The 21910-nt window shown below is 71.5% G+C and carries 19 protein-coding genes; 5 read left to right on the forward strand and 14 right to left on the reverse strand.

Annotation, left to right across the window (positions count from 1 at the left end; genetic code table 11):
* Positions 1-828: 828 nt before the first annotated feature.
* The 9 genes from tyrS to argC form a co-directional block, all read right to left on the reverse strand.
* Positions 829-2088 carry a tyrosine--tRNA ligase gene (tyrS, locus tag IEZ08_RS19800; RefSeq protein WP_068924194.1) on the reverse strand — a complete coding sequence of 420 codons (1260 nt, stop codon included), beginning with the start codon at positions 2086-2088 and terminating at the stop codon, positions 829-831.
* Positions 2089-2278: 190 nt separating this feature from the next.
* On the reverse strand, positions 2279-2938 hold the full coding sequence (locus IEZ08_RS19805) for a DNA-3-methyladenine glycosylase (RefSeq protein WP_068924195.1): 660 nt from the start codon (positions 2936-2938) through the stop codon (positions 2279-2281).
* Positions 2920-4317, reverse strand: a complete 1398-nt coding sequence (gene argH / locus IEZ08_RS19810; protein ID WP_068924196.1) for an argininosuccinate lyase — start codon at positions 4315-4317, stop codon at positions 2920-2922. Before argH ends, IEZ08_RS19805 begins: the two co-directional genes overlap by 19 nt.
* A gap of 328 nt (positions 4318-4645) precedes the next feature.
* Positions 4646-5143, reverse strand: coding sequence for an arginine repressor (locus tag IEZ08_RS19815; protein WP_068924197.1), 498 nt, complete (start codon positions 5141-5143; stop codon positions 4646-4648).
* A 5-nt stretch (positions 5144-5148) separates the two neighbouring features.
* The gene (gene argF, locus IEZ08_RS19820; RefSeq protein ID WP_068924198.1) at positions 5149-6075 is read right to left on the reverse strand and encodes an ornithine carbamoyltransferase; all 927 of its coding nucleotides are present in this window, start codon (positions 6073-6075) and stop codon (positions 5149-5151) included.
* Positions 6068-7216: an acetylornithine transaminase gene (locus IEZ08_RS19825; protein ID WP_068928903.1), complete on the reverse strand. Its 1149-nt coding sequence runs from the start codon at positions 7214-7216 to the stop codon at positions 6068-6070. Before IEZ08_RS19825 ends, argF begins: the two co-directional genes overlap by 8 nt.
* A gap of 32 nt (positions 7217-7248) precedes the next feature.
* A complete protein-coding gene (gene argB / locus IEZ08_RS19830; RefSeq protein ID WP_068924199.1) occupies positions 7249-8223 on the reverse strand; it encodes an acetylglutamate kinase in 975 nt (324 codons plus the stop codon).
* Positions 8220-9374 carry a bifunctional glutamate N-acetyltransferase/amino-acid acetyltransferase ArgJ gene (gene argJ / locus IEZ08_RS19835; protein WP_068924200.1) on the reverse strand — a complete coding sequence of 385 codons (1155 nt, stop codon included), beginning with the start codon at positions 9372-9374 and terminating at the stop codon, positions 8220-8222. The genes argB and argJ overlap by 4 nt, the downstream gene beginning before the upstream one ends.
* Positions 9371-10393 carry an N-acetyl-gamma-glutamyl-phosphate reductase gene (gene argC, locus IEZ08_RS19840; protein ID WP_068924201.1) on the reverse strand — a complete coding sequence of 341 codons (1023 nt, stop codon included), beginning with the start codon at positions 10391-10393 and terminating at the stop codon, positions 9371-9373. Before argC ends, argJ begins: the two co-directional genes overlap by 4 nt.
* A gap of 268 nt (positions 10394-10661) precedes the next feature.
* On the opposite strand from argC, the gene IEZ08_RS19845 reads away from it, so the two are divergent.
* From IEZ08_RS19845 to IEZ08_RS19855, 3 genes are all read left to right on the forward strand, one after another.
* Complete coding sequence (locus tag IEZ08_RS19845) at positions 10662-12335, forward strand: class I adenylate-forming enzyme family protein (protein WP_068924202.1); 1674 nt, start codon at positions 10662-10664, stop codon at positions 12333-12335.
* A 136-nt stretch (positions 12336-12471) separates the two neighbouring features.
* Positions 12472-13740: an MFS transporter gene (locus IEZ08_RS19850; RefSeq protein WP_229803312.1), complete on the forward strand. Its 1269-nt coding sequence runs from the start codon at positions 12472-12474 to the stop codon at positions 13738-13740.
* Positions 13741-13882: 142 nt separating this feature from the next.
* Positions 13883-14461, forward strand: coding sequence for a Uma2 family endonuclease (locus IEZ08_RS19855; protein WP_068924203.1), 579 nt, complete (start codon positions 13883-13885; stop codon positions 14459-14461).
* A 21-nt stretch (positions 14462-14482) separates the two neighbouring features.
* Here IEZ08_RS19855 and IEZ08_RS19860 read toward each other — a convergent pair whose 3' ends face one another.
* Complete coding sequence (locus IEZ08_RS19860) at positions 14483-14728, reverse strand: hypothetical protein (RefSeq protein ID WP_068924204.1); 246 nt, start codon at positions 14726-14728, stop codon at positions 14483-14485.
* Between the two features lie 177 nt (positions 14729-14905).
* Here IEZ08_RS19860 and IEZ08_RS19865 point away from each other — a divergent pair, with 177 nt between their 5' ends.
* Both IEZ08_RS19865 and IEZ08_RS19870 read left to right on the forward strand, forming a co-directional pair.
* Positions 14906-15523 (forward strand): type 1 glutamine amidotransferase family protein, encoded by a 618-nt coding sequence (locus IEZ08_RS19865; protein ID WP_068924205.1) that lies wholly within the window; start codon positions 14906-14908, stop codon positions 15521-15523.
* A complete protein-coding gene (locus IEZ08_RS19870) occupies positions 15520-15963 on the forward strand; it encodes a MarR family winged helix-turn-helix transcriptional regulator (protein WP_068924206.1) in 444 nt (147 codons plus the stop codon). The genes IEZ08_RS19865 and IEZ08_RS19870 overlap by 4 nt, the downstream gene beginning before the upstream one ends.
* Positions 15964-16010: 47 nt before the next feature.
* Here IEZ08_RS19870 and pheT read toward each other — a convergent pair whose 3' ends face one another.
* From pheT to IEZ08_RS19890, 4 genes are all read right to left on the reverse strand, one after another.
* Positions 16011-18527: a phenylalanine--tRNA ligase subunit beta gene (gene pheT, locus IEZ08_RS19875; protein ID WP_189242655.1), complete on the reverse strand. Its 2517-nt coding sequence runs from the start codon at positions 18525-18527 to the stop codon at positions 16011-16013.
* Positions 18527-19576, reverse strand: coding sequence for a phenylalanine--tRNA ligase subunit alpha (pheS, locus tag IEZ08_RS19880; RefSeq protein ID WP_189242688.1), 1050 nt, complete (start codon positions 19574-19576; stop codon positions 18527-18529). Before pheS ends, pheT begins: the two co-directional genes overlap by 1 nt.
* A gap of 198 nt (positions 19577-19774) precedes the next feature.
* Entirely contained in the window at positions 19775-20857 is a 1083-nt protein-coding gene (locus tag IEZ08_RS19885) for a sensor histidine kinase (protein WP_189242656.1), read from the reverse strand.
* 157 nt (positions 20858-21014) lie between these two features.
* The gene (locus IEZ08_RS19890) at positions 21015-21836 is read right to left on the reverse strand and encodes a TrmH family RNA methyltransferase (RefSeq protein ID WP_189242657.1); all 822 of its coding nucleotides are present in this window, start codon (positions 21834-21836) and stop codon (positions 21015-21017) included.
* Positions 21837-21910 lie beyond the last annotated feature (74 nt).

A 21910-nucleotide genomic window follows, 5' to 3' on the forward strand; every position in this document is an offset into this window, starting at 1 on the left:
AAGCACGCCGCCAGCGTTCGTCCTGAGCCAGGATCAAACTCTCCAACAAATGTCTTCGAGTGTTGCATCCCAGCAAACACCATCCGCCCACCGGGCGGGGTGTCTACCAAAGGAATCCCATCCACCCACACCCAACGGCGTGGCGGGACGGGGTTGTGCTTCATGCACTGGCTTTTAACACACTGTTGAGTTCTCAAGAAACGGACGCGTACACCGTCCGAGCCGATCATTTCCTCGATCGTCCCGATCCGGGGCGTTCCATTCCGTGTCACCATCCTAGCGGATCCGCCCGGTTCGTGTCAATCTGACCCGTTCGAGCACATCCATCCGGATTGCGACTGCCCCGTCTCCGAGGCAACCCTCACAGCTTACCGTGACATCGGCGCCTTGTCCAATCGACCGGTTTTCCGGAGGCGTGAACAGGGGCGAACGCTCAGGTTCGTCAGAGAGGGGGCTGCCCTGGGGCCCGTCCGCCGCTCAGGCGTCCGGCTCGCTCCCGGGCTCTGAAAACTTTAGGCGGCGTCCGGAGCGGCGTCAAATCAATTCCTCCGGCCGAACCCGCAGGTCATCGGCTTTTCCCACCCTATGACGGGCACTCCGCTACCAGAACGTTACCGAGCAGTCAGAACACCGCCGTTCCGCGATCCATTCCCGCGGAGCCGTCGCGCCACGGCTCGCGCGCCCTGAGGCCCCCGGAACGACAGAGCGCCCCGGCCGGAACCGGGGCGCTCGTCACAGGGAGCTTCTCGTGGGAGGCACGGCATCCGTCACCTGCGACCCGTCCCGCGGAACGGGAACGGCGGGCGGGGACGGACCCGCGCTCCTCGATCAGACGACTTCGACGGCGCCGAACGTCTTACCTCGCCGCAGTACCAGGTAGCGGCCGTGCAGCAGGTCCTCGGAGCTTGGCACGTAGGCCTCGTCAGTGATCTTGACGTTGTTGAGGTAGGCGCCGCCCTCCTTGACCGTGCGACGCGCCTCGGACTTCGACTTCACCAGACCGGTCTCGGCCAGCAGGTCCACGAACAGCGCTCCCAGGGCGGGCACCTCCGCACGCGGTACCTCCGCCAACGCCGCCCCGAGGGTGTGCGCCGGCAGCTCCTCCAGCGAGCCCCGGCCGAACAGCGCCGCCGAGGCCGCGATCACCGCAGCGCACTCGTCCGCGCCGTGCAGCAGCGTGGTGAACTCCTCGGCCAGCGCGCGCTGCGCCTCGCGGGCGGCCGGACGCTCGGCCACGGCCTTCTCCAGCTCCTCGATCTCCTCACGGGACTTGAAGCTGAAGATCTTGAGGAACTTCACCACGTCGCGGTCGTCCGCCTTCAGCCAGAACTGGTAGAAGGCGTACGGCGAGGTCATCTCCGGGTTGAGCCAGACCGCGCCGCCGGCGGTCTTGCCGAACTTGGTGCCATCGGCCTTGGTGATCAGCGGCACGGTCAGCGCGTGCACGTGGTGTCCGGTCACCCGGCGGATCAGGTCGGTACCCGCGGTGATGTTGCCCCACTGGTCGCTGCCGCCGATCTGCAGCGCGCAGCCGTACCGCCGGTGCAGCTCCAGGTAGTCGTTGGCCTGCAGGATCTGGTAGCTGAACTCGGTGTAGCTGAGGCCTTCCCCGGCCAGCCGGGCCGAGACCGACTCGCGGGCGAGCATGCGGTTGACCGGGAAGTGCTTGCCGACATCGCGCAGGAACTCGATCGCGGAGATGCCTTCGGTCCAGTCGAGGTTGCTGACCATGAACCCGCGGGACTCGTCGGAGAGATCCAGGAACTTCTCGACCTGGACCCGGATCCGCGCAACCCACTCGGCCACCACCTCGGAGGAATTGAGCGAGCGCTCGGTGCTCCTGCCGCTCGGGTCGCCGATCAGGCCCGTCGCGCCGCCGACCAGGCCGATGGCCCGGTGGCCGGTCTGCTGGAAGCGGGCCAGCGTCAGCAGGGGGACGAGGTTTCCGACGTGGAGGGAGGGCGCGGTCGGGTCGAAGCCGCAATAGACCGTGATAGGACCCTCGGCCATCGACGCGCGCAGGGCGTCGATGTCGGTGGACTGCGCGATCAGGCCGCGCCAGGCGAGGTCATCCAGGATGTCGGTCACGGTCCTTGCTTTCCTATGCTCGGTGGGTCATGTACGGCTTTGCCCTGCAGCGTCGCTGGTTTCCTGAGTTACCTGAGTAATCCAGGTATCCCGGGCCTAGCGTAGCCGGTCCGGGCCCGGCCCGGCATCGCGGTGAAAGCGGGGCCGGAGCGGACGCGCAGGCGCCGCACCGGCCCCGGAGGCCCGATGGTCACGAGGTCCGCCGGCGGCGCGGGACGTGCGGCCGGTACGGCGAGACCGTGGGATCACCGTCGATCCAGAAACGCCAGGGCGTCTCCTTGCCCGACGCGACCCCGGTGCGCGGGCCCGATCTGATCAGGTCCGCGCCGGGAGGTTCCCCTTCGAGTACGGCCAGCGTCCCATCGGCCGGCGCGCAGGCGTCGAGCCCGTTGTGCTCCAGGGTCAGGCCGAGCGCCACGGCCAGACGTGCGGGCCCGCGTGCCAAATCCCGCGCGGGGACGCCGCGGCCCGTGCCCGCACTCCGCCGCGCCGTGGCGATCTCGATCCCGGCGACCACCTCTCCGGCCCGCAGCAGCACCCCCGAACCGACGCCTTCGGGGAGACAGACCAGGTTCGCGCAGAAGTGCATGCCGTAGGTGAAGTAGACGTACACGTGGCCGGGCGGCCCGAACATCACCGCGTTGCGCGGCGTCATCCCCCGGTACGTGTGGGCCGCGGGGTCCTCCCCCGGCAGGCCGTACGCCTCGACCTCGGTGAGCCGCAGCGCGACGGGACCGTACACGAGCACCCTTCCCAGCAGGTCCGGGGCGACCTCGTGCGCGGGCCGGTCGAAGAACTCCCGGCCCAGCGGGACGGTCCCGCCCGCCGGCGTCAGCTGCCGCTCGCCCATGCCGCCTGGGCGTCGACGTCCTCGCGCAGGGCCGCGAGCTGGTCGCGGACCCGGGCCGGCGCCGTACCTCCGTGGGCCTTGCGGGCCGCCAGCGCGCCCGGGACGGAGAGCACCGCGCGTGTGTCGGGCGTGAAGTGCGGCGAGACCTTGGCGAGTTCCTCGTCGGTGAGCTCGTCGAGGTCCTTGTCGTTGACCTGGCACCAGACCACCAGGTGGCCGACCGCCTCGTGCGCGTCCCGGAACGCGACGCCCTTGCGGACCAGCAGCTCGGCCAGGTCGGTGGCGAGAGCGAATCCGTCGGGCGCCGAGGACTCCAGCTTGGCGGTGTTGACCCGCATCGTGGAGACCAGCCCGGCCACCGCCGGGAGCACCAGCAGCAGGGTGTCGACGGAGTCGAACACCGGCTCCTTGTCCTCCTGCAGGTCGCGGTTGTAGGTCAGCGGCAGGCCCTTGAGGGTGGTCAGCAGCGACATGAGGTTGCCGATGAGGCGGCCGCTCTTGCCGCGGGCCAGCTCGGCGACGTCGGGGTTCTTCTTCTGCGGCATGATCGACGAGCCGGTGGAGTAGGCGTCGTCCATCTCGATCCAGCGGAACTCCTGCGAGGCCCACAGGACGATCTCCTCGCCCAGCCGCGACAGGTGCGTGCCGATCATCGCGGCGCAGAACAGGAACTCCGCGGCGAAGTCGCGATCGGCGACGGCGTCCATCGAGTTCGGTGCGGCCGAGTCGAAGCCCAGCTCGGCGGCGACGGCCTGCGGGTCGAGCGGGAGCGAGGAGCCCGCCAGCGCGCCGGAGCCGAGCGGGGAGACGGCCGCGCGCCGGTCCCAGTCGCGCAGCCGGTCGATGTCGCGGGAGAAGGCGTGGACGTGCGCCAGCAGCTGGTGGCCGAAGGAGACCGGCTGCGCGTGCTGCAGGTGGGTCATGCCGGGGGCGGCCGTCTCGGCGTGCTCCTCGGCCTGGCTCATCAGCGCGGTCTCCAGCTCGACCAGGCGGGACACGATGGTCCTGACGTGGTCGCGCAGGTAGAGCCGCAGGTCGGTGGCGATCTGGTCGTTGCGCGAACGACCGGCGCGCAGCTTGCCGCCGAGCGTGCCCAGGCGCTCCAGCAGGCCGCGCTCCAGCGCGGTGTGCACGTCCTCGTCGGCCACGGTCGGCCGGAACTCACCCGACTTGCACGCCCGCTCCAGGTCGTCCAGGGCCCCGATCATGCGTCCCAGCTCGTCCTCGGTGAGCAGTCCCGCGCGGTGCAGCACCCGGGCGTGCGCCCGCGAGGCCATCAGGTCGTACGGCACCAGCCGCCAGTCGAAGTGCACGCTCACCGAGAGCCGGGTCAGCGCGTCGGCCGGACCTCCCTCGAACCGCCCGCCCCACAGCCGCATCGGCTTGCCACCATCAGTCACCGTTCTTCTCCCTCCCAGTTCAATCCGCGACACTAAAGGATGTCCGGCAGGCCCGCGCCCGGGTTGGGCGGGATCCCTCCGGTCATCCGGCACCCTGATCAGCCCAGCCGCGTGTCCCGGCGGCAGCGATCTTGGTCCGCGGGAAAAGAGGGCGCCGCGGAGACGTCGGGGCCTGCGGAGCCGGCGAGTACGATCCGGTCACTCATGGTGTCTTCTGCTCCAAAAAGTCTTCTGTCGAAGTCACATCGGGTACGGCCCCCGCCGTGGAGGACCGCGGCGCTGAGCGCGCCGCTGGTCCCCGGACGCGCTACTGGCCGCGCCGGTCGGCGTGGCGCAGCAACGCCTCGGCGACCGGCGCGCCGCCCGCCGGGTCGCGGGTGATCACGAGGATCGTGTCGTCTCCGGCCACCGTGCCGAGGATGGACTCCCAGTCGGCGTGGTCGATGGCGGAGGCGAGGAACTGGGCGGCGCCCGGCGGGGTGCGGACGATCACGAGGTTCGCCGACGCCTCGGCGGAGACCAGCAGTTCCTCGGCCAGGCGGGTGAGCCGGGCGGCCGGGGACTCCCCGGTGCCGAGCCGGGCCAGCGGGATGCGCCCGCCGCCCTCGCCCGGCAGGGCGTAGACCAGGGAACCGTCCTCGGCGCGGAGCTTGAGCGCGCCGAGCTCGTCCAGGTCCCGGGAGAGGGTGGCCTGGGTGACCTCGACCCCGCTCTCGGCCAGGAGCTTGGCCAGCTCGGGCTGGGAGCGCACGGCCTGGCGCTCCAGCAGTTCGGCGATCCGCGCCTGGCGGGCGGCCTTGGTCATGGGAATCACGACCCACCCCCGGTGACCAGCCAGTGCAGCAGAGCCTTCTGGGCGTGCAGGCGGTTCTCGGCCTGGTCCCAGACGAGGCTGCGCGGGCCGTCGAGGACCTCGGCGGTGATCTCCAGCTCCCGGTAGGCGGGCAGGCAGTGCAGCACGATCGCGTCGTCCGCGGCGGCGTCCATCACGGCCGCGTTCACCTGGTACGGCATGAGCGCGGCGATCCGCTCGTCCTTGCCGTCCTGCCCCATGGACACCCAGGTGTCGGTGGTGACCACCTGGGCTCCCTCGGCGGCGGCGCGGGGGTCATCCAGCACCGCGACGCTGCCGCCGGTGCCCTCGGCGACCTCGGCGGCGCGGGACAGGATCACCGGGTCGGGCCGGTAGCCGTCGGGGGCGCATACCCTCACGTGCATCCCGGCGGTGGCCCCGCCGAGCAGGTAGGAGTGGGCCATGTTGTTGGCGCCGTCGCCGTAGTAGGCCAGCGTGAGCCCGGCGGTCCTGCCGAAGCGCTCGCGGACGGTCTGCAGGTCGGCGAGGATCTGGCAGGGGTGGTAGGAGTCGGTGAGGGCGTTGACCACCGGGACGGACGAGACGGAGGCCATGGCCTCGATCCTCTCCTGTCCGGCGGTCCGCCACACGATGGCCGCGACCTGGCGCTCCAGCACCCGGGCGGTGTCCTCGATGGACTCGCCCCGGCCCATCTGGGAGGAGCCGGCGTCCAGCACGAGCGGGAGCCCGCCCAGCTCGCCGATGCCGACGCTGAAGGAGACGCGGGTCCGGGTGGAGTGCTTGTCGAACAGCACGGCGACGGTCTTCGGGCCTTCGAAGGGACGGTAGCCGAACCGGTCCTTCTTCATCGCCTCGGCCAGGTCGAGCACCTCGGCCTGCTCGGCGGGGGTCAGGTCGTCGTCCTTGAGGAAGTGTCTAGTCACGGGAGGCCTCGTCGAGGATCGCGGGGAGCGCGGTCACGAACGCCGTGACCTGCTCGGAGGTGATGATCAGCGGCGGCGCGAGCCGTACCGCGTCGGGCTGGAGGGCGTTGACCAGGAACCCGGCCCTCTGCGCGGCGGCCTGGACCTGGGGAGAGCGGCCGGAGGTGAGCACGAGAGCGAGCCACAGGCCCCGGCCGCGCACCCCCTTGAGCAGCGGGTGGTCGATCGCGGCGATGCCGTCGGCGAGTTCGGCGCCGGCCGTGCGGACGTGCTCCAGCAGGCCGTCGTTCTCGATGGTGCCGAGTACGGCGAGCGCGGCGGCGGCCGAGACGGGGTTGCCGCCGAAGGTGGAGCCGTGGTCGCCCTTGGCGAAGATCGTAGCGGCCGGGCCGAAGCCGACGCAGGCGCCGATCGGCATGCCGCCGCCCAGGCCCTTGGCCAGGGTCAGGATGTCGGGCAGCACGCCCTCGTGCTGGTGGGCGAACCAGTGGCCGGTCCGGCCGATCGCGGACTGGATCTCGTCGGCGACCAGCAGCGCCCCGGAGGCGGTGCAGATCTCCCGGGCGGCCCGGAAGTAGCCGTCCGGCGGGGGCACGACCCCGGCTTCGCCCTGGGTGGGCTCCAGGAAGACGGCGGCGCACTCGTCGGTGACGGCGTTCTTGAGCGCGTCAGCGTCGCCGTACGGGACGAACCGGACATCGGTCGGGAAGGGGCCGAACTGGTCGCGGATCGAGGGCTTGCCGGTCAGCGAGAGCGCGCCCAGGGTGCGGCCGTGGAAGGCGTTCTCGGCGGCGACGACGTAGGTCCGGCCGGTGGTCCTGCCGTACTTCAGCGCCATCTTGAGAGCGCACTCGTTGGCCTCGGTGCCGGAGTTGGCGAGGAAGACCCGGCCCTGGCCGCCGAGCAGGCCGATCAGCCGCTCGGCGAGCAGTACCTCGGGCTCATGCAGGAACAGGTTGCTGGTGTGCGCGATGGTGGCGACCTGGCGGGAGACGGCCTCGACGAGCGCGGGGTGGGCGTGGCCGAGGGAGCTGACCGCGATGCCGCCGATCATGTCGAGGTAGCGGTTGCCGTCGACGTCCCAGACCTCGCAGCCCTCGCCGCGGGCCAGCGCCACCGGGGGCACGCCGTAGTTGGGCATGAAGGCGGCTTCGAACCGGTCGTACAGGGTGCTCACGTGTCGCTCCCGTTCAGTCTGATGGTGGCGGTCAGCCTGCGCTTGACCAGGTCCGGTGCGGCGACCGCCGGAGCGGTTCCGGACGCCGTGCCGGGCAGCACCATCGTCCCGATCCCCTCGTCGGTGAAGATCTCCAGCAGTACGGCGTGCGGCACCCGGCCGTCGAGCACGTGCGCCTGGGGCACGCCGCCCTGGACGGCGGAGAGGCATGCCTCCATTTTGGGCACCATGCCGCTGGACAGGCCCGGCAGGAGCTCCGCCAGCTCGCCCGCGGTGAGCCGGCTGATCACCTCGTCGCTCTCCGGCCAGTTGCGGTAGAGGCCCTCGACGTCGGTCAGGACGATGAGCTTGGACGCCTTGAGCGCCACGGCGAGCGCGGCGGCGGCCGTGTCGGCGTTGACGTTGTAGACGGTGCCGTCCTCGCCTCGGGCGACGGAGGAGATCACCGGGATGCGCCCGTCGTCCAGCAGTGCCTGCACGGCTCCGGCCTCGACCCGGACGATCTCGCCGACCTGGCCGATGTCCACCTTGGCGCCGTCGACGACGGCGTGCTTGCGCTCGGCGGTGAACAGGTGGGCGTCCTCGCCGGACATGCCGATGGCGAGCGGGCCGTGCCGGTTGATCAGGCCGACCACGTCGCGGTTGACCTGGCCGACCAGGACCATCCTGACCACCTGCATCGCCTCAGGGGTGGTGACCCGCAGGCCGGCGGTGAAGGTGGACTCGATGCCGAGCCGGTCGAGCTGGGCGTTGATCTGCGGGCCGCCGCCGTGCACGATGACCGGCTTGAGCCCGGCGTAGCGCAGGAAGACGACGTCGTCGGCGAACTTCTCCCGCAGGTGCTCCTCGGTCATCGCGTTGCCGCCGTACTTGATGACGACGGTCGCGCCCTGGAAGCGGGCCAGCCAGGGCAGCGCCTCGATCAGCGTGGTGGCTTTGGAGAGGGCTCCGTTGATCCTGTTGACCGTCATGACGAGTACGCCGAGTTCTCGTGGACGTAGGCCGCGGTGAGGTCGGTGGTGTGCACCGTCGCCGAGTGCGGCCCGGCCGACAGGTCCACGGTGATCGTCACGTCGCGGGGGCGCAGGTCGACCTTGGAGCGGTCGTCCCCGGCGGCGCCGCCCCGGCAGATCCAGACGCCGTTGATGGCGACGTTGAGCCGGTCGGGCTCGAAGACGGCGTCGGTGGTGCCGACCGCCGAGAGCACCCGGCCCCAGTTGGGGTCCTCGCCGTGGATGGCGCACTTGAGGAGGTTCGAGCGGGAGACGGCGCGGCCGACGGTGACCGCGTCCTCCTCCGAGGCCGCGCCGACGACCTCGATGGCGATGGCCTTGGAGGCGCCCTCGGCGTCGACCAGGAGCTGACGGGCCAGATCGGCGCAGACCTCAGTGATCTTCTTCTCGAACTCGGCGAGGTCCGGCACGACGCCGGAGGCGCCGCTGGCCAGCAGCAGCACGGTGTCGTTGGTGGACATGCAGCCGTCGGAGTCGAGCCGGTCGAAGGTGACGCGCGTCGCGTTGCGGAGCACCGCGTCGAGCTGCTCGGAGGTCACCTCGGCGTCGGTGGTGATCACGCAGAGCATGGTGGCCAGTGCGGGGGCGAGCATGCCCGCGCCCTTGGCCATGCCGCCGACCATGTAGCCGCCCTCGCCCCGTTTGAAGGAGATCTTCGAGACGGTGTCGGTGGTGCGGATGGCGTCCGCGGCGGCCAGGCCGCCGTCCCTGCTGAGCTGGGAGGCCGCGAGGTCCACTCCGTCGAGCAGGGTGTCGATCGGCAGCCGCTCTCCGATCAGGCCGGTGGAGCAGACCGCGATCTCGCCGGCCGAGTCGTCCAGCACGGCGGCGGCCTTCTCGGCGGTGGCGTGGGTGTCCTGGAAACCGAGCGGGCCGGTGCAGGCGTTGGCGCCGCCGGAGTTGAGGACGACCGCGCGGACCCGGCCCCCGGCCAGCACCTGCGCCGACCAGAGCACGGGGGCGGCCTTCACGCGGTTGGCGGTGAAGACGCCGGCCGCCGCGCGGGACGGGCCGTCGTTGACGACGAGTGCCAGGTCGCGGGCGCCGCCGGTCTTGATGCCGGCGGCGATGCCCGCGGCCCGGAAGCCGAGGGGTGCGGTCACACTCATGGGGCGACTCCATTGAGGGGAAGGCCGAGCTCTTCGGGCAGGCCCAGCGCGAGGTTGGCGCTCTGGACCGCGCCTCCCGCCGTGCCCTTGGTGAGGTTGTCGATGGCGATGACGACCACGACGCGCCCGGCGCGCTCGTCCAGGGCGACCTGGAGGGCGGCGGTGTTGGCGCCGAGGGTCATCGAGGTGGCCGGCCACTGCCCGGCGGGCAGCAGCCGAAGGAACGGCTCGTCCTTGACCGCGGTTTCGTAGGCCTCGCGCAGGGCCTCGGCGGTCGCGCCGGGCGTGGCGGGGGCGGTGCAGGTGGCGAGGATGCCGCGGCTCATCGGGGCCAGCATGGGGGTGAAGGAGACCGTCACCGGCTCCCCCGCGACGGCCGCCAGGTTCTGCTCCATCTCCGGGGTGTGCCGGTGCACGCCGCCGACGCCGTAGGCGCTGACCGAGCCCATGACCTCGCTGCCCAGCAGGTTCGGCTTGAGGGACTTGCCCGCCCCGCTGGTGCCGGTGGCGGCGACGACGACGACGTCGGGCGCGGCGAGGCCGGCGGCCAGGGCGGGGAACATGGCCAGGGTGACGGCGGTGGGGTAGCAGCCGGGGACGGCGATCCTGCGGGTGGCGCGGAGCCGGTCGCGCTGGCCGGGCAGCTCGGGCAGGCCGTACGGCCAGGTGCCCGCGTGCGTGCCGCCGTAGAAGTGCTCCCAGGCGGCGGGGTCGATCAGGCGGAAGTCGGCGCCGCAGTCGACGATCAGTGTGTCCGGGCCGAGCTGTTCGGCGATGGCGGCGGACTGGCCGTGCGGGAGGGCGAGGAAGACGACGTCGTGTCCGCCGAGGGTCTCGGCGGTGGTCTCCAGCAGCGGCCGGTCGGCCAGCGGCGCCAGGTGGGGCTGATGGGCGCCCAGCGGGGTGCCCGCGTTGGATCCGGCGGTCAGCGCGCCGATCTCGATCTCCGGGTGGGACAGGAGCAGGCGCAGGAGCTCACCTCCGGCGTAGCCGCTGGCACCGGCGATCGCCGCTCTCATCCGTCCCCCCACTCCCTGCATGCTTATGCATGTTCGCTTATAGGCTTGCTAGAGAGATTATGCAACCTTCGGGATTTTTATGCAAGACGATGCCCCTGAGACAGAAGGGCTTCACGCACCGTGGAGCGGGACGGGCCACGGGCGGGCGGGCTTCACTTCTGGATGGGCATGCGGGCTGGATGTTTCGTGATACTTCAGCCCTGTTGCGCGTACCTACCGGTCGGTATCGTGACGTTTCCGGTCCCTCCACACCCGGGGAGTAGAACGTATGACTGTCACCCATGACCAGGTCCAGGCCCAGCTCACCGGTCCCGGACAGCTTTTCGAGATGGAGGAGGTCCCCGGTCAGGGCGGCACGGTCCGGACCTGGAAGCACGCCCCCGGTCACTTCCGGGCCCTCCTGGAGATGAGCCGGTTCCACGGTGACAAAGTCTTCCTCACCTACGAGGACGAGCACATCACCTACGAGGAGCACTTCCGGCGGGCGGCCACGCTGGCACGGCGTCTCGTCGAGGAGTACGGCGTCGTCAAGGGCGACCGGGTCGCCATCGCCATGCGCAACTACCCCGAATGGGTGGTCTCCTTCTCCGCCGCGCTGGCCGCCGGGGCGATCGCCGTACCGCTCAACGCCTGGTGGACCAGGCCGGAGCTGGAGTTCGGCCTGTCGGACTCCGGCTCCAAGGTGCTCATCGCCGACGGCGAGCGCGCCGCCCTGCTCGCCGGCGCGGGCCCGGCGCTGATCGTGACGCGCGGCGAGGTCCCCCAGGGCGCCCGCTCCTTCCAGGACGTGCTCGGCGAGGTCGCGGCGGACGTGACGCTGCCGGAGGTCGAGCTCTCCCCCGACGACCCGGCCACCATCTTCTACACCTCCGGGACCACCGGCGTGCCCAAGGGCGCGCTCGGCAGCCACCGCAACCTCGGCCAGTCCCCCATGACCGTGGCCTACAGCCTGATGCGCGCCGTGGTCCGGGCGGGCAAGGACCCGGGCGAGTCGGCCGGGCAGCGCCGCGTCACCCTGCTGACCGTGCCGCTGTTCCACGTCACCGGCTGCTTCGCGGTGATGACCACCACGATGTTCAGCGGCGGCGGCCTGGTGCTGATGTACAAGTGGGACCCCGGCAAGGCCCTGGAGCTGATCGAGCGCGAGAAGATCACCGGCATCAGCGGCGTGCCCACCAACGTCTGGCAGCTGCTCTCCCACCCCGACCTGGAGAAGTACGACATCTCCAGCCTCAACGCCCTCGGGTACGGCGGCGCCCCCGCCCCGCCCAAGCTCCTGGAGCGCATCGGGGAGAAGCTGCCGAGCCGGGCCCCGACCAACGGCTACGGCATGACCGAGACCACCGCGCTGGCGATCAACAACGCCGGTGCCGACTACGCGGCCAAGCCCGACAGCATCGGCCTGCCGGTCGCCGTGGTCGACGTCAAGATCGCCGATCCGCTCGGCGAGGAGCTCCCGGCCGGCGAGGTCGGCGAGCTGTGCATGCGCGGCCCGAACGTGATCATGGGCTACTGGAACCGCCCCGAGGCCACCGCCGAGACCTTCGTGGGCGGCTGGCTGCACACCGGGGACCTGGCCCGGATGGACGAGGAGGGCTTCGTCTACATCGTGGACCGGGCCAAGGACATGGTCATCCGCGGCGGCGAGAACGTCTACTGCGCCGAGGTCGAGGCCGCCCTCTTCGAGCATCCGGCGATCGACGACGCCGCGGTGATCGGCATTCCCCACGACGAGCTGGGCGAGGAGGTCGGCGCGGTGGTACGGCTGAAGGCCCCCGCCGAGTCCCCCGTCACCCCCGAGGAGCTCCAGGAGTTCCTGCGCGGCCGGATCGCGCCGTTCAAGGTCCCGGTCAGGTTCTGGATCCGCGAGGCCGAGCTGCCCCGCAACCCCGGAGGCAAGATCCTCAAGACCCACCTCCGCAAGGAGGTCCTGGGCTCCTGACCTCGGCACGGCCCGCCCGATAATGGTTTGCCATCGGGCGGGCCGGGGGTGAAACTAGCTGTTCGTGCCCGAAAATCCCGATCCGTCTCCCAAGCCGGAAAATCCTGGCCGGTCCCTCGGGGCCCTGCTGCGCCGCATGCGGATGGACCTGAGCCCGCTGCGCGACTCCCGTGACTTCCGGCTGCTGTTCGGCTCCGGAGTGATCGGGATGTTCGGCACGTTCCTCACCCTGGTCGCGGTCCCGCTGCAGATGAAGCAGCTCACCGACTCACCGCTGGCGGTGGGTCTGGTCAGCGCGGCCGAGTTCGTGCCGATGGTGGTCTGCGGCCTGTGGGGCGGGGCCATCGCGGACGCGCTGGACCGACGGAAGATCATCCTGTACACCGAGGTCGGTCTCTGCCTCACCGTCACGATCCTGCTGGTCAACGCACTGCTCCCGGAGCCCCGGGTCTGGGTCCTCTATGTCGTCGGCGCGATGTCGGCCGGTTTCGGCAGCCTGCAGCGGCCCAGCCTCGAATCGCTGATGCCCCGTGTCGTCCGGCACGACCAGCTCGCCGCGGCCGCCGCGCTCGGCGCCTTCCGCTGGAACCTCGGCGCCATCATCGCCCCCGGTCTCAGCGGCCTGATCGCCGCCGCCTACGGCGTCGCCGCCGCCTACGCGATCAACGTGGCCACCTTCCTGGCCTCGCTGGTCCTGCTCTGGCTGGTGAAGGCCCCGCCGCAGGCGGAGGACGCCTCCCCCGCCTCGATCAGATCGATGGTCGAGGGCGTGCGCTACGCCGCGGGCCGCCCCGACCTGATGGGCACCTACCTGGTGGACGTCGCGGCGATGGTCTTCGCCTTCTCCACCGCGCTCTACCCGTTCCTCGCCGACCAGGTCGGCAGCCCCGAGTCGCTGGGCCTGTTCTACTCGGCCGCCGCCGTCGGCTCGCTCATCGCCTCGGTCACCTCCGGCTGGACCGGCCACGTCCACCGGCACGGCCTGGGCGTGATCGTCGCCGCCCTCGTGTGGGGGATCGCGGTGGCGCTGGCCGCCGTCATGCCGAACATGTGGGGCATCCTCGCCTTCTTCGCCCTGGCCGGAGCCGCCGACATGATCAGCGGTGTCTTCCGGGCGACCATCTGGAACCAGACCATCCCCGACTCCTACCGCGGCCGCCTGGCCGGGATCGAGCTGCTCTCCTACACCAGCGGCCCGATGCTGGGCAACGCTCGGGCGGGGCTGATGGACCACCTGGGAGGCACCCGCTTCTCCCTCGGCGCGGGCGGTCTGCTCTGCGTCGGAGCCGTCGTCGCCCTGGCCGGGCTCCTGCCGAAGTTCCGGGACTACGACGCCCGCACCGACGAGCACGCCGTCCGCGAACGCGCCCGTCGCGAGGAACTCGCCCGGGCCACCGCCTCATAGCGGCCCGGGACGGCGCGCCGCCGGGGCGCTTCACCGCCCGCGGACACACGGGACTCGATGTCTCCGCTCCGTGATGAACCTGACGCGCAGGGTACCTATTGCTACGCTGACCGTTATGACGGCTGAGGCATGGAGCCCGGAGATGACGCATTCTTCTCTGCCCGACTGGGTGTTCCCTCCGCCGGGGGGGTATTCGGCCGAAGACCTCGATCACATTCCGAATCTGCCTGCGCACACAGAGTTGATTGATGGAAGCTTGGTGTTCGTGACCCCTCAGGCTTCTTTCCATATGCGGGCGCTGTCGCTCCTCGAGTCGGGCCTGCGCAGGACCCTGCCGGGCGATCTGCGGGTGCGCCGCGAGATGAGCGTCGTCCTGGGAAGAGCCCAGCGGCCCGAGCCGGACCTGATCGTCATCCGGGCGTCCGCCGAGCAGGATCCAGGCCAGACCTTCTACCGCGCCGAGGACGTCCTGCTCGTGGCCGAGGTGGTCTCACCCGAGTCGAGGGACCGCGACCGCAAGCGCAAGCCGCTACTCTACGCCGAGGCCGGGATCCCGCACTTCTGGCTCGTGGAGAACGACTCGGGACACCCCGTCGTGAACGCCTACAAGTTCGACGAGGTCACCCGTTCCTATGTGATCATCGGGGTCCACCAGGAGATCCTCAAGACGTCCGTCCCCTTCACCGTCGACATCGACCTGACGGAGATCGACCTGCTCTGAGCCCCGGGCCAGCCCGGGCGGTCAGTCCGTCTCGCGCCAGCCGCCGTACTGCTCGGCCAGCTCGTCCAGCCAGCTCTGGTCCTCTTCCCCCAGGGTGTCCTCGGGATCCTCGACCGCGACGACCCACTGGGCGTCCTCGGCGTCGTCCTCGCCCGCCAGGGTCTCCCGGACCACCCGGGGCGTCTCCAGCGCCGGGAACTCCTCGGCCACCGCCTCCGCGACCTCTTGGGCGTCGTCGCGCTCCGCGAAGACCAGCAGGTGCCTCATCTCTTCCTTCCCGGATGCTTCCTTGCGAGTAGCACCGCATCCCTGCGAGGACCCATCTTGGCGGATCCCGGACTCCATCGCATCCCGGAGACGGGGCAGGGAGAGGAGCCACCGGGCCGGGGAGAATCCTTCCGCGATTTCATTGACAGCATGCTGTCGTAATGACAACATATTGACATGGAAACGATCTACCACGCGGTATACGAGGCCATGGCCGACTGGGAGACCGGGCACGCCACCGCCCACATCAGGAACGGCCAGTTCCACCGGGCGCCCGGCCGCTACGAGCTCGTCACCGTCGGTCTCACGACCGGACCGGTCACCACGATGGGCGGCCTGCGCGTCACCCCCGACGTCTCCATCGGCTCGATCGAGGACGCGGCGATGCTCATCCTCCCCGGCGCCGCGCTCTGGGACGAGGGCGACGAGCTCGCCCCCTTCGCCCGCAAGGCCGGCGAGCTCCTGGAGGCGGGCGTGCCGGTCGCGGCCATCTGCGGCGCGACAGCAGGACTGGCCCGGGAAGGGATCCTCGACACCCGCGCCCACACCAGCGCCGCACTGCCGTACCTGCAGATGCAGCCGGGGTACGGCGGCGCGGAGCACTACGTCGAAGCGCTCGCCGTGACCGACGGGGACCTCATCACGGGCACGCCCACCGCACCGGTCGACTTCGCCCGCGAGATCTTCGCCAGGCTGGACCTGTACACCCCCGAGGTGCTGGAGGCCTGGTACCGGCTGTTCGCGCACAACGACGCCTCGGCCTTCGAGAGGCTGATGGCACCATCGGGCGCATGAACAGGACAGGAGATCTGCTCTCGGAGGCCGCGCTCACCGTCTACCGCCTCAACGGGCAGTTTCTCGGCGTCGGCGACATGCTCGCCAGGCCCGTGGGGATGACCGTCGCGTGGTGGCAGGTGCTGAGCGCGGTCCTCGACGAGCCCATGTCCGTGGCCGGCGTCGCCCGGCTGCGCGGGCTGACCAGGCAGGGCGTGCAGCGAGTCGCCGATCTGCTGGTGGAGCAGGGCCTGGCCGAGTACGAGCCGAATCCCGCCCATCGCAGGGCCAAGCTGCTGCGGCCCACCGCCAAGGGCGTGGCCGCGATCGAGCGGATCGGCCCCGATCTGGAGGCGGTGGCGGACCAGGTGGCGGACGAGCTCGGCCCGGACGGCCTGGAGCGGGTGATCGAGGCGCTCAAGCGGCTCTCCACCGCCCTCGACCGGGTCACCCGTGAGTGAGGAGACCCCGGCGGACGTGCCGCCGGGGTCTCCCCACGACCGTCCCGTCAGGCGCCGCGGAGCTGGGCGCCGGTGCGCTCGGCGGCCAGGGCCACGGCCGCGTCGCGGGCCGCGGTGGTCTCCTCGACCGTCAGCGTGCGCTCCGGCGACCGGAAGCGCAGCGTGTAGGCCAGGGACTTGTTGCCCTCGCCGGCCTGCGCGCCGGTGTAGACGTCGAACAGCCGGATGGACTCCAGCAGCTCGCCCGCGCCCTCCCGCAACGCCGCCTCGACCTCGGCGACCGGGACGTCCGCGCCGACGATCAGCGCGACGTCCTGGGTGGCGACCGGGTAGGCCGAGACCGCGGGCGCCTGCGCCGGACCGGGCAGCACGGCCTCCAGCCGGGTCAGCTCCAGTTCCATCGCGCAGGTGCGCGGCGGCAGGCCGTACGCCTCGACGACGCGGGGGTGCAGCTCGCCGGCGTGGCCGACGAGCGTGTCCCCGGCGTACAGCGCGGCGCAGCGGCCCGGGTGCCAGGGCTCGTGCCGGTCGGCGCGGACCTTGATCTCGACGCCGGCCTCGCGGGCCACCGTGCGGGCCGCCTCGACGGCGTCCGCCCAGGTGGCCGGGCGGCCCTTACCCCACCAGCCGGAGTGCTCGAACTCTCCGGCCAGCACGACCGCCACGCGCCGGGGCTGCACGGGCAGGGCTTCCTCGATCGAGGTGAGCTCGTCCTCGGTGGGACGGCGGTCCACACCGAGCACCGGGGCCCGTTCCGGGGCGTCCGCGGAAGGCCGGTAGACCAGGCCCGTCTCGAACAGCGCCACGTCGCCGAAGCCACGGCCCACGTTGCGGACCAGGGTCTTCAGCAGGCCCGGCAGCAGCGTGGTCCGCATCAGCGGCTCGTCCTCGCTGAGCGGGTTCGCCAGCCGTACGGCGCGGCGGCGGGCGTCGTCCGCGGGAAGCTGCAGGTTGTCGAAGTCGCGCTCCCCGACGAAGGGGTAGGCGAGGACCTCGACGTAGCCCGCCGCGGCCAGCGCCCGGCCGACCCGGCGGCGCAGCCGCTGGCCCTCGGTGAGGCCCGCGCCCGCCGGGGCGGCGGGCAGGATCGAGGGCAGGTTCTCGTAGCCCTCGAGCCGGATGACCTCCTCGGCGAGGTCGTTCGGGTCGGTCAGGTCGGGCCGCCAGGAGGGCGGGATGACCGTCAGCATGTCGTCGCCGGTGACCGCGAGCATCGCCGCCATCTCGTCGGCCGGCGTGACGGCGCCGCTCTCGACCGTGCAGCCCACCTGCTCCAGGCGGCGGATCACGGTCTCGCGGTCGTAGGACATGCCGGCGACCTTGCCGGGGTGGTCGCTCGGGATGGAGATGCGGACCGGCTCGGCCGGAACCTCCGCGTGGGTGACGCCCGGCTGGATCGTGCCGCCGCCCAGCTCGGTCAGGAGCCGGACCGCGCGCCAGGAGGCGTACAGCGGCAGTTCCCGGTCCACGCCCCGCTCGAAGCGCTTGGACGCCTCGCTGACCAGGTTGTGGCGGCGGGACATGCGCGCGACGCCGCTGGCGGAGAAGTGCGCGGCCTCGATGACGATGTCGGTGGACGCGTCGGAGATCTCGGTGTGCAGGCCGCCCATGGTCCCGGCCATCGAGATGGCCCCGGACCCGTCGGTGATCAGGATGTCCTCCGGGTGGAGCGTGCGCACGACGTGGTCGAGCGTCTCCAGCGTCTCCCCCGGCCGGGCCCGGCGGACCACGATCTCGCCGGTGAGCCTGGTGGCGTCGAAGGCGTGCAGCGGCTGGCCGAGCTCCAGCATCACGTAGTTGGTGACGTCGACGGCCAGCGAGACCGGGCGCATGCCGGCGCGGGTCAGCCGGGCCCGCAGCCAGAACGGGCTGGGCGCGTGCGGATCGAAGCCGTCGATCCGGCGCAGCACGAAGCGGTCGCACGCGCCCGGGTCGGCGATGGAGGCCGGGTAGGACGGGCCGGAATCCGCCGGCGGGGAGATGTCGGCCGGGTCGCGGAACGGCGCGCCGAAGGCGGTGGCGACCTCGCGGGCCACGCCCCGGATGGACAGCGCGTAACCGATGTCCGGGGTGATCTCCAGCTCGATGACGTCCTCGCGCAGCCCGAGCAGCTCGACCACGTCGGCGCCGATCGGGGTGCCCTCGGGCAGCACCATGATGCCGGAGTGGTCGTCGCCGAGGCCCAGCTCGCGCTCCGAGCAGATCATGCCCTCGGACATGCGCCCGTAGGTCTTGCGGGCACCGACCTCGAAGCCGCCGGGCAGCACGCCGCCGGGCAGCACCACCGGGACCCGGTCACCGGCGACGAAGTTGGTCGCGCCGCACACGATCTGGCGCGGGGCAGCCTCGCCGACCTCGACCTGGCAGTGCCGGATGGGCTTCTTGAAGCCCTCCAGCTCCTCGATGGACAGCACCTCGCCCACGACGACGTTCTTCACGTCGTGGCCGTAGGAGGCGACGGCCTCCAGCTTGAGACCTGCCGCGGTCAGCTTGTCGGCGATCTCGTGGGCGGTGACGGCGGGGAGATCGACGTACTCCCGCAGCCATGAAAGCGGGACCTTCATCAGACCTCCATCCCGAACGGGAGCGTGAAGCGGACGTCTCCCTCGACCATGTCGCGCATGTCCTCGGCGTTGTGGCGGAACATCAGCGTGCGCTCGATGCCCATGCCGAAGGCGAACCCGGAGTAGCGGGCCGGGTCGACGCCGCAGGCGACGAGCACCCGCGGGTTGACCATGCCGCAGCCGCCCCACTCGATCCAGCCCTCGGACTTGCAGGTACGGCACGGCGGGGTGCCGGGCACCGCCGAGGCGCCGCGGCAGACGAAGCACTTCAGGTCCATCTCGGCCGACGGCTCGGTGAACGGGAAGTAGTTCGGCCGGAACCTGGTGGTGATGCCCTCGCCGAACATGACCTCGGCGAAGCGGTCCAGGGTGCCCTTGAGGTGGGCCATCGTCAGGCCCTCGTCGATCGCGAGCCCCTCGACCTGGTGGAAGACCGGGGTGTGGGTGGCGTCGAGCTCGTCGGTGCGGAACACCTTGCCGGGAGAGATCACGTAGACCGGGAGCTCCCGGCTCAGCAGGGCCCGGATCTGCACCGGCGAGGTCTGGGTACGCAGCACCTTGCCGGAGTCCACGGACTCCACGAAGAAGGTGTCGTGCTCGGATCGGGCGGGGTGGTCGGGCGAGATGTTCAGCGCGTCGAAGTTGAACCACTCGCCTTCCAGCTCGGGCCCCTCGGCCACCTCGTAGCCCATCGCGACGAACGCGTCGGCGACGCGCTCCTGCAGCGTGGTCAGCGGGTGCCGGGCGCCGCGCGGGGCGCGGTCCCAGGGGAGGGTGACGTCGACCGTCTCCTCGACGAGGACCCGCTCGTCCCGCTCGGCCTCCAGCTGGGCCTGGCGCTCGGCGAGGGCGTCGGCGACGGCCTTACGGGCGGCGCCGACGCGCTTGCCCGCCTCGGCGCGGGCCGCCGGGGGCAGCGCGCCGATCTCCCGGTTGGCCAGGGCGATCGGCGAGCGGTCGCCGGCGTGCGCGAGCCGTACTTGCTTGAGTTCGTCGAGGTCGCGCGCCGCCGTGATGGCGTCGAGCGCGTCGGCCCGCATGCGCGCCATCTCGTCGGCGTGCAGCGGTGTCACCTCGACCGGGTCGTAGTTAGACAAGAGAGAGCTCCGAATCCAGGGCCTAAGCGGCCACGAGTCTATCGCTGGGAGGGCCGGGCCCGGTCGATCCGGGTGGTCCGGCGAGCACGGCGCGCAGCGCCGTCGAAGCGCTGATGAAACCGGGAGAAGCCCACCGGGTCCGGGTCCGCCTCAGGCGAAGTCGGGGGTGCCGGTGGGCAGCATAAATCGGAACTCGGCCCCGCCCTCGGGACCCCGCTGCACGGTGATGCTGCCGCCGTGGGCCTCGATCAGGCCCTTGACGATGAACAGGCCGAGGCCGGTGCCGCCGCGACGGCGAGCGTTGCCCCGCCAGAACTGCCGGAACACGCGCGTGGCCAGCTCGGGCGGGATGCCCTCCCCCTGGTCACGGACGGACACGGTCACTCCCCACTCGTTCGGTTCGACGACTATTGTCACCGTACCGCGCCCGTGACGCAGCGCGTTTTCCACCAGGTTGGCCAGGACCTGGTCGATCTTGTCCTGGTCGAGCCAGGTCTCGGGCAACTCGCCCCGGACCTGGAGGGCGAAGCGCTCCTCGGGCTCGCCCGCCGCGACCCGCCCGGCGATGATCCTCCGGACCCGGGCCGGGATGTCGACGACCTGCCGGTGGATCTCCAGCCGGCCGGACTCGATCCGGGACACGTCGAGCAGTTCGGTGATCAGCCGGGTCACCCGGTCGGCGTCGGCGTTGACCGTCTCCAGCATGACCAGCTTCTGGTCGTCGGTGAAGCGGGTCCACTTGGCCAGCAGCGTGGCGGTGAACCCCTTGACGCTGGTCAGCGGCGAGCGGAGTTCGTGGGCGACGGTGGAGACCAGGTCGGCGCGGCTGCGCTCCAGCCGGGCCCGGGCACCGGCGTCGCGCATGGTGACGACCACGCGCACGATCTCCCCGCCCCGCTCGGGCTCGCGCACCAGGCGGGCCGCGACGAGCAGTTCGTGCCCGCCCGGGGTGCGCAGCGGGAGCTCGGGCTGGCGGGTGCGGGTGGGCAGGCCGCCGTAGGTGTCGAGCCACTTCCACCAGTCGCGGCCGTCCTGGTCGCGGAAGGAGAACACGTCCCGCACGTGACGGCCGACGGCCCCGGCGGAGGTGACCCCGGTCAGACGGGTGGCGGCCCGGTTGACGGCCAGCACGTGCCCGTCGCGGTCGACCACCACCAGGCCGTCCGGCAGGTCGTCCACGCCGATGACACACGCGGAGTCAGCGCTCCGCCCGTCGGTGTGTCCGTCGTGCACGACCCCGCCTCCTCGACGCTACATCGCCGACAATAGCGGGTTTCCCGCGTTCTCCGGCAGCCTCGGCGACGGCCCGCGGGGCCGGCCGGGCGGCCATCAGGGGTCACAACGGGATTATCGGGGGGTCACAGCGGAATCACAGGGAAATTACAGGGGGTCACGGCGCCGGGACCGGGGAGCCCGTCCGCTGGGACCGGGCGGAGGCGTACAGGCACACCGCGGCGGCGGTGGCGAGGTTGAGGCTCTCGGCCCTGCCGTAGATCGGCACGCGGACGACGTCGTCGGCCAGCCTCAGGATCTCCTCCGGCAGCCCCCACGCCTCGTTGCCGAAGATCCACGCGGTGGGCCCGGACAGGTCCACGTCGTCCAGCGTGCGGGTGCCCGCGCCGTCGGCGGCCAGCACCCGCAGCCCGGCGGCCTGCAGCTCCCGTACGGCCTGCGCCACCGGCACCCCCGTGACGACCGGGAGATGGAACAGGCTGCCCGCGCTGGCCCGTACGCACTTGCCGTTGTAGGGGTCCACCGAGGCGTCGGTGAAGACGACCGCGTCGGCGCCGGCGGCGTCGGCCGAGCGCAGCACGGTCCCGGCGTTGCCGGGGTCGCGGACGTGCGCCAGGACGGTCACCAGGCGGGCGCCGGAGGTGACGGCGCGCTCCAGCGGCACGTGCACGAACCGGCACACGGCCAGCAGGCCCTGGGGGGTGACCGTCTGGGCGAGCTCGGCCATGACCTCGCCGCTGGCCCGGTGCACGGGGACGTCCGCGTCCCGCGCGGCGGCGACGATGTCGGCGTGCCGGACCTCGGCCTCGGCCGTGGTGAACAGCTCCGTGACGACGCCGTCCAGCGCCAGGGCCTCCCGGACCGCCTGCGGCCCCTCGGCCAGGAAGGACCGGTCCCGGTCCCGGAAGGCCCGTTTGGTCAGCCTGCGCGCGGCCTTGACCCGCGGCGACTTGATGTTGGTGAGTTCGGAGCCCGCCATACCCGTCCTTCGAGAAACCCAAGAATGCGAACGCGGCCCACAGCGTGATCGCTGTGGGCCGCGTGCCGTACGAG

This window comes from Planobispora rosea, from assembly GCF_014648175.1.
GTDB classification, from domain to species: domain Bacteria; phylum Actinomycetota; class Actinomycetes; order Streptosporangiales; family Streptosporangiaceae; genus Planobispora; species Planobispora rosea.